We start from the raw sequence: 12876 nt of genomic DNA on the forward strand, positions 1-12876 counted from the left end.
ATTTATCATAAAAGACCAGAATTAGATAGTAACAGAGAAATTGTTAGTGATGAATTATTTTCGAAAAGCAAAAATAGTTTAAGAAATAAAGAATTGTATTTAAGTGCAAATTATAGAGACTTAAGCAAATTTTCAAAGGATAATTTACAGCATTTAAATAGGGTATATCTTCCGATTTCAGAACTAGATGAAAACTTTGCCAAGAGCATAAATAGAGGAACTACTGAGATATTTGCAACAATTGATAGAATACTTAGTGAGGATGAATTAGTTAAAATAGATGCTAAATTAGATTCTATTTCTAAATATTTAGATGGAGTGGAAGTTTCTAATATAGCACATTTAGAAATTGCTAAAAAGTATAACTTGAAAATTCATGCAGGAGCTGGGTTTAATATAATGAACCATCTAGCTGTTAGACAAAATAAAGGTTTCAAAATAACAAGTATGACATTATCACCAGAACTAAACTTGAAGGAACTTAAAAATTTAAGTGAGTATGAGAGTGGAGAATATTCATATGTAGTATATGGAAGATTACCACTTATGATTATGAGAAATTGTCCATTTAGTGTGATTACTAAGTGTAAAAATGATTGCAAAAATTGTAAGTACAAAACAGGCCATGGCTTAAAAGATAGGAAAGAAAAAATATTCCCAATACTTAAAGATGCTGAGAATAACAGCGTTTTATACAATAGCCAGAAGATATTGCTTACAGATCATTTAAATTTAATTAAAAACTGTGGACTTTCTGAAATAAGATTAGAATTTGTTGATGAAAGCGCAATGGAAATAGAAGAAACTATAAATTATTATATTGACTATTTAGAAAAAGGGAAAAAGGCAAAACGTCCCAAGTATATAGATGAGTTAGTTAAGCAGCAAAGACATACAAAAGGGCATATGCAAAGAGGAGTGGAATAAATGCAAAAACGTGCATTGAGAGTGCTAGAATATTTTAAAATAATAAATATGTTGGAAGAAAAAGCACAATCACATATAGGAAAAGAATTAGCTAGAGATTTAAAGCCTTATACAGACTTTGAGACAGCTGAAAAGAAGCAATTAGAGACACAAGAGGCTGTGGATTTAACATTAAAAAGAGGAACACCTCCACTTGGTGGACTTAGCGATATTGAAGCAGATGTATTACGTGCTATAAGAGGCGGTATGCTCACTCCAGCATCGCTTTTGAAAGTAAGTGATGCACTCAGAGTAGCGAGAAGACTTCAAAAATATTTGGCGAACGACCGATCGGAGAAAAAAGAAAGTTATCCAATTATAGAAGATTACATTGGAAGACTACTTATAAATCGAGATTTAGAAGAAACTATAAATCATGCAATCGTTTCAGAAGAAGAAGTTTCAGATGACGCCAGTTCAGAACTTAAGCGAATTAGAAAACAAATTAGAATAAAAAATGATGCAGCAAAAAGCAAACTAAACAGCATGTTAGTTTCACATAGAAAGTATTTACAAGATGCTATAATAACTGTTAGAGGAGACAGATATGTTATACCTGTTAGAGCTGAGTATAAAGTTCAAGTAAAAGGTATAGTTCACGATCAATCTGCTAGTGGAGCTACACTTTTTATAGAGCCGATTGCTATAGTTGAGCTAAACAATAAGGTAAAAGAACTTCAAATTAAAGAGAAGAAAGAAATAGAGAGAATATTGTTGGAGCTATCGGCGCTTGTTGGAGAAGAGGGAGAAGCGCTTAGATACAATCAAAAATTATTGGCAGAGATAGATTTTATATTTGCAAAGGGATCGTTATCACTAAAAATGGAAGCTACTATGCCAAAATTAAATAACAATGGAATAATCAAAATAAAGAAGGGAAGACATCCGCTTATTCCTAAGAATGAAGTTGTAGCAAATGACATAAGACTTGGAGAAGAATTTACTAGTGTAGTAATAACAGGACCGAATACTGGTGGAAAAACTGTAACACTAAAAACATTAGGACTGCTGACTTTAATGGCCCAATCAGGCTTACAAATACCAGCACTTTCTGGTAGTAAGATAAATGTATTTAGTCAAGTATTTGCAGATATTGGAGATGAACAAAGTATAGAGCAGAGCTTGAGTACATTTTCATCTCATATGACAAATATAGTTGAAATATTAGAAAATGTAGACGAAAATAGCTTGGTGTTGTTTGATGAACTAGGTGCAGGGACAGATCCAGTTGAAGGTGCTGCATTGGCAATGGCTATATTGACTAAGCTATATAAGAGAAGGGTTAGGACCCTTGCAACAACACACTATAGCGAGCTAAAAATATTTGCACTTACAACCAAAGGGGTAGAAAATGCATCTGTTGAATTTGATGTAAATTCGTTAAAGCCGACATACAAATTGCTAATAGGAGTACCAGGAAGATCAAACGCATTTGAGATATCAAAAAGATTGGGATTGAATGATGAAATCATAGATGAATCTAGAAGATTGATTTCGTCAGATAATGTTGAGTTTGAGACGGTATTAAATCAAATAGAAGAAGACAGATTAGCCACAGAAAAAAACAGAGAAGAGACAGATCGATTAAAAAATGAAATAGAGAGTCTTAAGGAAAAATTGACAAAGAAAGAAACTAGTTTAGCTCAGCAAAAGACTAAGATTTTAAACGATGCTAGACGTGATGCTAAGGCTGTATTAAAAGATGCAAAAAAAGATGCGGATGAGCTGTTAAAGGAAATGCGTGAGATATTGAAGCATGTTCCAGAAGAAGCAAAATATCAAAGAGAAATGCAAATCAAAAGAGATGAACTCAATAAGAAACTCGGAGATGTATCTGGTATGGAGGCTATGCCTAAACAGACAAATAGAAAACCTCCTAAGAATTTAAAACCTGGTGATACAGTAATATTAATAAATCACAATCAAGAAGCTAGTGTTTTGTCCAAGCCAGATAAAGATGGACAGGTTTTAGTACAAGCCGGAATAATGAAGATGAGAGTTTCGATAAATGAATTAAAAATAGGTAAATCAAAAGAAGAAAAGACGATTAGAACTAAAAATAAAACCATGAGTAGAATTAAGTCTAAACACGTAAGTATGGAACTCGACATTAGAGGTATGAATGTAGAAGAGGCATATTTAGAAGTCGACAAATACCTTGATGATGCTAGTTTGACAGGTTTAAAAGAAGTTTCTATAATACATGGTAAGGGTACCGGTGTACTTCGTGAAGGTGTTCAGGATTTACTTAAGAGACATAGACATGTTAAAGCCTATAGAAATGGAAATTTCAATGAAGGTGGAATGGGAGTTACAGTGGCTACTATAAAATAAGGTGGTGGATTTTCATGATAGCAATAAGTGCGTGTTTAGCTGGTGTGAGTTGTAGATATGATGGAAACGCAAATACTTGCAAAAAAGCTCAGGAGCTTATAAAAGAGGGGAAAGCTATAATTATATGTCCAGAACAACTAGGAGGTATGGAAACGCCTAGAACTCCTTGTGAGATAAAAGATGGCAGAGTGATAAATGAAAATGGTGAGGACAAGACAAAAGAATTTATAAAAGGTGCAGATGAGGCACTCAAGATTTGTAAACTTTATGGTGTCAAAGAAGCTATATTGAAGTCTGGAAGCCCTTCATGTGGATATGGCAGAATATATGATGGAAATTTTTCAAGAATTAAAATAGATGGAAATGGAATTACTGCGCAGAAATTTATTGAAGCAGGCATAAAAATAAAAACAGAAAAAGACATTTAGGAGGCTTATTTAAATGAAAAAATTTATACTAATAACTATGATAGCAGCGATGGCAATTACAGGGGTAGCTTGTGGTGAAAAAAAAGAAGAAGCTAAAGAAACTCAGCCAATAGTTGCGGAAGAGACTAGCGAAAAGATTGAAGAAAATGTCGCAGAAGAAGTTGAGACGGAAAAAGAATTTGAGTATTTGCTATACCTTAAGTCAAAAGAATATAAAGAAATTACTGGAGAGAGATTTGTGGTACAAGTACCTAGCGATACAGAAGCTATGAAGTTGTACGACTATGTTATCAAACATCTATTATCATTCGGTGATGAACTAGACTATGTTGTAAATCCAATTCCAGAGAATACAGAATTGAAAAATATGGAAATAGAAGATTCGAAATTGACTCTAACATTTTCAAAAGAACTATCAAAAAATGCTAAGTCAGAAGATGATTTCAAAATGGCTATAGGAGCAATAGTTAATACTATGGTTGCAATTGACGGAGTAGAATCTGTAAAAATAAAAATAGAAGGAGAGGAATCTACAGTAAAGGGTGTTGAATTAGATGAGTTTAAAACATTTGACACTACATTCTTCCCTGATAAATAGAGAGAAAAGACTTGTAAGGAGGATTATATATGGATATTAAAGAAATTAGAGAACTTGCAAGAAAGAGATATGAAGGAACCTGTAGAGTTTGCAAGGTCTGCGATGGAAGAGCATGTGCTGGCGAAGTTCCTGGAATGGGTGGAGCTGGAACTGGAAAAACATTTAAAAATAACATAGAGGCGCTGGCAAAGATACAATTGAAACTACGTACATTGCATGATGCCAAAAATCCGGACATGTCGGTAAATGTATTTGGTAAAAAACTAAGTGCGCCGATAATGATAGCACCGATAACTGGTAGTAGCTTAAACTTTGGTGGATTTTTAGATGAAAAAGCCTATGCAGAGATAATTGTAGAGGGTGCAAAAGACACAGAACTAATGGCTATGACTGGCGATACTGCAAAACCAGAATTTTACGAATATGGATTAGAGGCTATGGATGAAATTGGTATAGGAGTACCAACCATTAAACCAAGAGAAGTAGATGCTATTATAGAGAAAATTAAATTAGCGGAAAAGATAAAGGCACCTGCGATTGCAATAGACGTAGATGGGGCTGGATTAATCACTATGGCACTATTAGGACAACCAGTAGGACCTAAAAGCGAGAGTGAACTTAAAAGAATAGTAAATTCTACAGATTTGCCTGTAATATTAAAGGGGATAATGACGAAAGAGGAAGCAAGACTAGCTGTAAATGCTGGTGCGAAAGCTATTGTGGTTTCTAATCATGGTGGAAGAGTTTTAGATTCAGTAGCTGGGATAGCAGATGTATTAAAGGATATAGCGGATGAAGTTAAAGGCGAAATTCTTATAATGGCAGATAGTGGAATTAGATCTGGAATAGATGTGTATAAATACTTAGCACTTGGAGCAGATGTTGTATTAGTTGGTAGACCGATAATAACAGGAGCTGTTGGTGGTGGAGTAGAAGGTGTAAAGCTTATTTTGGATACTATGAAAAATGAATTATATAAAGCTATGATATTGACTGGATGTAGTGAAATTTCGGACATTAGTTTTGAAAATATCATGAGAGCGTAAAATTATTCTTGCATAAAGTGTAAATCTATGGTATCATTTTTTACAGTATTTCATAATGAAATGAATATTTAAATTCGATGAAGAGGAGAGTACATTTTAGATCAGATGTATTAGCGAGCTGGAGTTGGTGTGAGTCCAGTACACATCTAAATTGGAAGAGAGCCTTAGAGAAGCGACTGAAGTGAGTAAGTTAGCCGTAAATCTGCGTTAAAGATTCGAGTGGATGTTTTTTGTATGAAAGCATCAATTGGAGTGGTACCACGGGAATTTATCTCGTCTCTTTTATTAGAGACGAGTTTTTTTATTTATCAGAGCGTTTTTTATCTAGAAAGGGAGGAATCTAAATGTTAGATTTTAAAGTAGAGATAGCTAAATTAGTGAGCGGACAAGTAGAAGGATTATCAGAAACAGAAGTACTTGAGTTAATTGAGACACCACCAGATTTTAAAATGGGAGATTATGCTATGCCATGTTTCAAATTGGCAAAAGCATTTAGAAAAGCGCCACAAATTATTTCTGAAGAAATAACTAAGTCGTTGAGTGATAGCAAGTATTTTAGTGAAGTGAAAAATGTTGGACCATATGTAAACTTCTTTGTAAACAGAGCACTTTTTGCAGAGAGCGTATTAAAAGATGTATCAGAGCAAAAAGAATGTTATGGATCATCTAATATGGGAGAAGGAAAGAGAGTTATAGTTGAATATTCATCACCTAATATAGCTAAGCCTTTCCATATAGGACATATAAGAACAACTGTAATAGGTAGCTCGCTTTACAAGATTTATAAATTTTTGGGATTTGATGCTGTTGCAATCAATCACCTAGGAGATTATGGAACACAATTTGGTAAACTTATAGTGGCTTATAAAAAGTGGGGTAAACAAGAACTTATTGAAGAAGCACCTATAAAAGAATTACTTAAATTATACGTTCAATTTCACAAAGAAGCAGAGAGCAACCCTGAATTAGAAGATGAAGCAAGAAATTGGTTTAGAAAACTAGAAGAAGGAGATCAAGAAGCATACGATCTTTGGAAATGGTTTAAAGATGAGAGTATGAAAGAATTCAACAAAGTTTATGATATGATGAACATCCATTTCGATTCATTTGCTGGTGAAAGTTTCTATTCTGATAAAATGCCTAAAATCGTTGAAGAAATGGAAGCAAAAGGTATATTACAGGAATCAGAAGGAGCTACTATAGTAGATTTAGAAGAATACAATATGCCACCTGCGCTTATCAAAAAGAGCGATGGATCTACACTTTATATCACTCGTGATATAGCAGCAGCTTGCTACAGAAAAGAAACTTACGATTTTTATAAAAATATATATGTAGTTGGTTCAGAGCAAAAACTACACTTTGAACAATGGATGAAAGTTGTAGAACTTATGGGACATGAATGGGCTAAAGATTGTATCCACGTTCCATTTGGTCTTATAAACTTAAAGGACGGAACATTGTCTACTCGTAAAGGTAATGTTGTATTTCTTGAAGATGTTTTATCAAAAGCAGTTGCTAAAACTAAAGAGATTATTGAGAGCAAGAATCCTAACTTAGAAAACAAAGAAGAAGTTGCTAAACAAGTAGGTATAGGAGCTATATTATTCCAAGAATTGTTTAATGGTAGAATAAAAGATTACGAATTCAATTGGGATCGTGCATTGTCATTTGAAGGAGAGACAGGTCCTTATGTACAATACACTTATAGCCGTGCAAATAGTATACTTAGAAAAGCGGAAGTAGAAACTAGTGTTGATGTAGATTATAGCTTGCTTCAAGATGAAGCTTCAATGAATGTAATCAGATTGATACAAGGATTCCCTAAAGTTATAGTTGATGCTATGGAGAAAAATGAGCCAAGTATTATTACTAGAAGAACAGTTGACATGGCTCAAGCGTTTAATAGATTCTATCAAGAATGTCCTATTATGACTGCAGAAACCGAAGAATTAAAAATGGCTAGATTGTTGTTAGTTGAATGTACAAAAACAGCTATAAGAAATGGTTTGAATTTATTAGGAATTGAAACTCCAGAGAGAATGTAGGAGTCAGTATTTTATTATTAGATAAATTATACAAAAAGCTTCAGTATGTAAATTGGAGCTTTTTGTTTTTTTATTGACTAAAAAATATAGTGTTGAAAACACTGGAACTTCAATCAAAAGTCATTATTTACAAAAAATGTCAAGATTACAATTTGATTAAAAGACTTGATTTTTGCAAGACACCTCATATATAATAGCGTTTATGTTAGGAGGTGGATGAGATGATTCAGAAAAAGAAAATTGCAATCGTGATGATGATAGCTCTTGTAGTGGGATTTTTATTTGTTAATAAAGCTGAAATAAGTGAAGAGAAAGATGCAATAATATTAAAAACTACAGAGCTAGCTAAGACGATAGATCCAGTTGATTTAGAGCCATTAATCGAAATTTGGACCAGAGATAATCTCATCAAGTATATAAATGAAGAAAGTAAGCTTGGCGAAGATGTGTCAACTTATTTATATGATCAATGTATAGAAAAAGAACTAGATCCAGTTTTAGTACTGGGGTTGATAAAACTAGAGAGTAATTTTGATACAAACCTAGTAAGTTATGCCGGAGCTAGAGGGCTTGGACAGTTGATGGAAAATACAGCTAAACCATGGGCTAAAAATTTGGGTATAGAATATAGTAGAGAGAAACTATTTGAGCCTAAGTATAATATAAGGCTTTTTACATCACATCTACAATATTTATTTAAAGTATATGACAATGATATACATCAAGTGCTTACTGCGTACAACAGAGGTCAGGGTGGATTGAAAAAATATGTGGCATCTCGTGGTGGGCATAGAAATCCAGCTGAGAGCGTTTACTCAAATAGAGTAATTCAATTGACTTCAAATTACAGAAAAAACCTTGAGAACGAACAGTAAATAGAAGACATAATTAGGAGAGGATGACATGGAAGAGCGGATAATAGAAGCTTTTTGGCATGGCATAGTAAAAGACGTAAGAGAATATCAAAAAATAGAACACGATAAAGGGTATTTTAGTTTTGAAGAAGAGGGTCAGTGGTCGTACAAGACAGAGATACTTCTTATAACCATAAAATCACTCAGACCATTACAAGAAAAGGTAGCCATAGAAATAGATTCAAGTAGATTTTTAGAAGAACTTAAATTGTGGAGATATTACAGACACGGAAGTTCTAAAAAGCTAATATATTTAGGTGATGATAATTTAGATTATTATTGGGAAAAAGGCGATGAATTACTAGCGCTCAGAGGAATTGTATTGGCACTTGTTAATTCTAGAAAGTCTGAACTCCAAGATGTACTTTTGAAGCATATACTTTGGTCTACAGGATCATTAGAATCTTTATTTGAAATTTATGCTCTTAGCATGAGTATGTATTACTGGCAAATAAACAAGGGTAATATAGATAAGGATAGAATGAGAGAGTTAGTAAAAGAAGAGCTCATGTCATTTTCTAGAGAACGCTACTTAGATTTATATGGCAAACATTATAGAAAACCGTTAGAAACTAGAGCGGGACATTTAAATGTAGATTTTGAAAGAGAAAAAATAAAGATACTTACAAGGATAGATTCGTGGTTAGAAAATAGAGAAAAGCTAAGAGAACATGAAGTATTTTATGAAATATTTATAGAAGCATTAGTGGAAAAAAATGCAGAAGATGGTGAACTTTTAGTTAAGGATCAAGACTTTATTGAAGCAATTTTGAATTACTTGATAAGGCTTAGAAAAGGTAGGGTTCAACCTTCAAACCTAAAAACCAAATTCAAACATTTGAATGACCCATTTGAATATTCTGAAGGTGAACGAATAGTGCATGATTTGCTAAAAGAAGCAGTTGTATTAAAAAAAGGGGAAAATGATAAATATGTCAAAATGATAGTTGATACTAAAATAGGCCGATTTAGATTTTTTAAAATTAAAAATAAATAAAAAAATAGGTATCCTTAAATGTAGAAAGGATACCTATTTTATATTATAAAGCCATACAAATTAGAGTAAGAAATTCTTACTTATTGTTCTAACTAATCATTAAAGATCTTGTAGATATGTTAAAAACTGGTCTTCTGATGTTTCGGCTAATTCGCTCAAATCTTTTACAATAGCATCTTTTAATTGAATGAAATCATCAACACTAGTTTTTGTGCCAGTAAATTCTAAAGCCTCTAAAATTAAAAGCATATCTCTCTTTGAAATTTCAGAGATAGAAATTTTTTCGAATTGTTGCATAAATAAGAACTCCTTTCTAAAGAACATGATTATATTTCTTTAAATGATTGTGATATCAAATAATACTTACTATTTGTAATTCATGTACCACTATTATAACATAGATTTACTAGTGCTAGAAGTATAAAATTTGAGGGAAAGAAGTTGACAGTTAGTGCATATAGTGATATATTGTCATAATGACTAATTATGGTACAAAGTAGTGATAGTAGGAGGCACAACGATGGAAATTTTAATGACATCGCTAAATACAAAGTATGTCCACTCAAATTTGGCGATAAGATATATAAGAGAATATTGTAAGTCACTTCCGGTAAAAATTAGAATAGAAGAATATACGATAAATCAACATGAAGATGATATTGTAGGAGAAATATTTAGGAAAGAATTAGATGTGATTTGTTTCTCTGTTTATATTTGGAACTTAGAGCAAACACTTAGAGTTGCAGAAATGATAAAGACGCTTAGATCGGATATAACTATAGTGCTTGGAGGGCCTGAAGTTACTTATGACTCTAGAGCCTGTTTGGAGAAAAATCAATATATAGATATAATAATAAGAGGCGAAGGCGAAGCTACAGCACGAGATCTTTTTAATACTTTAGAGCAAGGATTGGATTTAGAAGAAGTCTATGGAATAACTTTTAAATCTGAAGGAAAGATATTTGAAAATCCTGATAGAGAATTAATTAAAAATTTAGATGATATTCCGTTTCCATATACAGAATCAGAACTATTGAATTTTCAAAACAAGATAGTTTATTACGAGAGTTCTAGAGGGTGTCCTTTCAATTGTGCATTTTGTCTGTCATCTACTATTAGAGGACTTAGATATTTTAGCTTAGATAGAGCAAAGAGTGATTTGAAAAAATTATTAGAAGCTAAAGTTAAGCAGATAAAATTTGTAGATAGAACATTTAATGCAAGCAAGAATCATGCAAAAGAAATAATGGAATTTATAATAGAAAATGATAATAGGCACACTAATGTACACTTTGAAATAACAGCACATTTAGTTGATCAAGAATTTTTGGATATATTGTCTAAAGCACCAGTAGGATTATTTCAATTTGAAATTGGAGTACAGACTACACATCCAGAGACAATAAAAGCCATACACAGAACAACTAACTTTGAACAATTAGCAGAGACAGTGAGGAAAATAGATGAAATTGGAAATTCTCATCAGCATTTAGATTTGATAGCAGGATTACCATATGAAGACTATGAAACATTTGGAAAATCATTTGACGATGTATATAATCTGAAACCAGATAAAATACAGTTAGGATTTTTGAAATTGCTAAAAGGATCAAGTCTTCGACTAAATGCAGATACTCATGAGTACAAATTCAGCAATTATCCTGTTTATGAGGTGTTTGAAAATAAATATATGAGCTTTAAAGAATTTAGGCAATTGAAAACAATAGAGGATTTAGTTGAAAAGTATGGAAATGAAAGACGCTTTTTTCACAGTCTAGAATTTTTAATAAAGCATTACGATATGAGACCATTTAAATTATTCGAGGAATTTGCTATTTATTGGGAGTCGAAAGATTATCACAATTGTCAGCATGGCTTAAAAACACTATACAATTTGCTATTAGAATTTTATGAGTTTAAATTTTCAGAACATGCAGATTTATTTAGAGAATTGTTGAAATTTGATTACATGAAGAGTCAAAATGGAAAGCTATTGTATGAAGGCGCTATTGATAAGTCATTTAATCAAGCTAAACATAATTTTTTGCAAAATGACGAGTATAGAGCTAAGTATTTACCTGAATATGAAAACATACCTGCCAAAAAATTAGTTAATCAAGTTACTATAGAAAAGTTCAAATATGATATACTAGGACTGATAGAAACGGATTATAAAGAAATCAATATCAAAGATCCAATATATTTGTTTAGCAAAGAGGGCGGATATTTAAAATATGAAATTTGTTTAGTGCAAAGAATAAATGAAGAGTTTTTACAATAGGAGGTTTTTATGAATCAGACAATTGATCAATATTATTTAGAAAGAGCAGAAAATCTATCGTTTATAGAGCTTAAAAAAGATTATGAGATAAAAGAAGAATTGGTTTTAAAAGCAGATATGCCAATACCTATAGTTATAGATGATTTGGTTCGTGGAGTAAAATTAAATGAGATGATTGAGCATATAGAATGGATAAAGATAGCAGACGGTATGTTATACAGTATTGGTGTAGATCAAAATATGAAATACCGAAAAGTCTATGAAAACCTTCTATATAGTTATGATTCTGAAATAGAGAATTATTCTTGGAAAAAGGGTATAGAAATGGTTCAAAATGGACAACTTGATGACGGAATAATTTACCTAAGAGCAGCGACATTTTTGGATATAACAAGACCTGATCTATATTATACATTGGCATTTGCATATGAAGAAAAAGCTAAATCTCATTTAAAAAATAAAGAAATAGCGCATGCTAATTTGTTTGTAACTGAATCAACTAGGATTTACGAACATATATTGAATATAGATGAAGCTTATTCTCTTGCTTATTACAAATTAGGATATCACTACTACCAAAACAATTTGTATATAAAAGCTCAGTTGATGTGGGAAAAATACTTAGTGCTTGCTACGGATGAGAATTTGAGAGAAGAAGTTAAGGTCAATCTAAAAAATATAAAAGATGAAGTAACATATGAAACTGGGTATACCAAAATACTTAGCGGTAATGTAGATGGTGGATTAGAAGATTTAAAGGGTCTAGAGGAACATTATCCAGGATGGTGGAACTTGCATTTTATGCTTGGACTTGCACATAGACAACTTGGAGAATTCCAGGTAGCTATAGAAAAATTTGAGAGAGTGCTTATGCTGAAACCTCATCAAATAGATGCTATAAATGAACTTGGGCTTTGCTATGTTTCACTTAACCAAAATCTAGAAGCAATAGAGCAGTTTGATAAGATATTGCAAACTGAACCAAATAATGCAGAGATTTTGTGCAATAGAGGAGTAGCTTATTTACAAATGGGTGAAAATAGAAGAGCAAGAGCAGACTTTGAACAAGCTAGTGAAATTGCTCCAGATGATCCTATTGTTAGAGCATGTATGAATGAAATTGAAAGAATCATGAATTAGTCATGGTTCTTTTTTGTTGGGTTAAATTTTAAAACAAGTGCTTTACTAATTTTTTTGAAGAGTTACAAAAAAGTTGGAAGAATTTCCAAAAGTGTGGTACAATGAATTTGGAAATGGAAGGAGG

Annotated in this window: 11 protein-coding genes and 1 other annotated feature; of the genes, 10 read left to right on the forward strand and 1 reads right to left on the reverse strand. The window is 32.2% G+C overall.

Annotation, left to right across the window (positions count from 1 at the left end; genetic code table 11):
- The 8 genes from N4A40_04055 to N4A40_04090 form a co-directional block, all read left to right on the forward strand.
- The coding region (locus N4A40_04055) for a U32 family peptidase (protein MCT4661012.1) at positions 1-927 on the forward strand (927 nt) is incomplete at its 5' end.
- Positions 928-3300, forward strand: coding sequence for an endonuclease MutS2 (locus N4A40_04060; protein MCT4661013.1), 2373 nt, complete (start codon positions 928-930; stop codon positions 3298-3300).
- Positions 3301-3314: 14 nt separating this feature from the next.
- Positions 3315-3728: a DUF523 domain-containing protein gene (locus tag N4A40_04065; protein MCT4661014.1), complete on the forward strand. Its 414-nt coding sequence runs from the start codon at positions 3315-3317 to the stop codon at positions 3726-3728.
- A gap of 13 nt (positions 3729-3741) precedes the next feature.
- A complete protein-coding gene (locus N4A40_04070) occupies positions 3742-4326 on the forward strand; it encodes a GerMN domain-containing protein (protein MCT4661015.1) in 585 nt (194 codons plus the stop codon).
- A 29-nt stretch (positions 4327-4355) separates the two neighbouring features.
- The gene (locus N4A40_04075; GenBank protein MCT4661016.1) at positions 4356-5372 is read left to right on the forward strand and encodes an alpha-hydroxy-acid oxidizing protein; all 1017 of its coding nucleotides are present in this window, start codon (positions 4356-4358) and stop codon (positions 5370-5372) included.
- Positions 5373-5440: 68 nt separating this feature from the next.
- Positions 5441-5656, forward strand: a binding site (T-box leader).
- A 60-nt stretch (positions 5657-5716) separates the two neighbouring features.
- Positions 5717-7420, forward strand: a complete 1704-nt coding sequence (argS, locus tag N4A40_04080) for an arginine--tRNA ligase (protein ID MCT4661017.1) — start codon at positions 5717-5719, stop codon at positions 7418-7420.
- Between the two features lie 221 nt (positions 7421-7641).
- Positions 7642-8295: a transglycosylase SLT domain-containing protein gene (locus tag N4A40_04085; GenBank protein MCT4661018.1), complete on the forward strand. Its 654-nt coding sequence runs from the start codon at positions 7642-7644 to the stop codon at positions 8293-8295.
- Between the two features lie 28 nt (positions 8296-8323).
- A complete protein-coding gene (locus tag N4A40_04090; GenBank protein MCT4661019.1) occupies positions 8324-9331 on the forward strand; it encodes a hypothetical protein in 1008 nt (335 codons plus the stop codon).
- A gap of 99 nt (positions 9332-9430) precedes the next feature.
- Here the strand turns inward: N4A40_04090 and N4A40_04095 are convergent, their stop codons facing one another.
- The gene (locus N4A40_04095; GenBank protein ID MCT4661020.1) at positions 9431-9628 is read right to left on the reverse strand and encodes a hypothetical protein; all 198 of its coding nucleotides are present in this window, start codon (positions 9626-9628) and stop codon (positions 9431-9433) included.
- Positions 9629-9851: 223 nt separating this feature from the next.
- Here N4A40_04095 and N4A40_04100 point away from each other — a divergent pair, with 223 nt between their 5' ends.
- Positions 9852-11612 (forward strand): B12-binding domain-containing radical SAM protein, encoded by a 1761-nt coding sequence (locus tag N4A40_04100; protein MCT4661021.1) that lies wholly within the window; start codon positions 9852-9854, stop codon positions 11610-11612.
- 9 nt (positions 11613-11621) lie between these two features.
- On the forward strand, positions 11622-12752 hold the full coding sequence (locus N4A40_04105; GenBank protein ID MCT4661022.1) for a tetratricopeptide repeat protein: 1131 nt from the start codon (positions 11622-11624) through the stop codon (positions 12750-12752).
- Positions 12753-12876 lie beyond the last annotated feature (124 nt).

The organism is Tissierellales bacterium, from assembly GCA_025210965.1.
Classification (GTDB): domain Bacteria; phylum Bacillota; class Clostridia; order Tissierellales; family JAOAQY01; genus JAOAQY01.

Excerpts from the sequence above, each read along its gene's own strand:
- N4A40_04070 (MCT4661015.1), top strand. The coding sequence starts at position 3,742 with ATGAAAAAATTTATACTAATAACTATGATAGCAGCGATGGCAATTACA.
- N4A40_04085 (MCT4661018.1), top strand. The coding sequence starts at position 7,642 with ATGATTCAGAAAAAGAAAATTGCAATCGTGATGATGATAGCTCTTGTA.
- argS (MCT4661017.1), top strand. The coding sequence starts at position 5,717 with ATGTTAGATTTTAAAGTAGAGATAGCTAAATTAGTGAGCGGACAAGTA.
- N4A40_04090 (MCT4661019.1), top strand. The coding sequence starts at position 8,324 with ATGGAAGAGCGGATAATAGAAGCTTTTTGGCATGGCATAGTAAAAGAC.
- N4A40_04105 (MCT4661022.1), top strand. The coding sequence starts at position 11,622 with ATGAATCAGACAATTGATCAATATTATTTAGAAAGAGCAGAAAATCTA.
- N4A40_04095 (MCT4661020.1), bottom strand. The coding sequence starts at position 9,628 with ATGCAACAATTCGAAAAAATTTCTATCTCTGAAATTTCAAAGAGAGAT.
- N4A40_04060 (MCT4661013.1), top strand. The coding sequence starts at position 928 with ATGCAAAAACGTGCATTGAGAGTGCTAGAATATTTTAAAATAATAAAT.
- N4A40_04100 (MCT4661021.1), top strand. The coding sequence starts at position 9,852 with ATGGAAATTTTAATGACATCGCTAAATACAAAGTATGTCCACTCAAAT.
- N4A40_04075 (MCT4661016.1), top strand. The coding sequence starts at position 4,356 with ATGGATATTAAAGAAATTAGAGAACTTGCAAGAAAGAGATATGAAGGA.
- N4A40_04065 (MCT4661014.1), top strand. The coding sequence starts at position 3,315 with ATGATAGCAATAAGTGCGTGTTTAGCTGGTGTGAGTTGTAGATATGAT.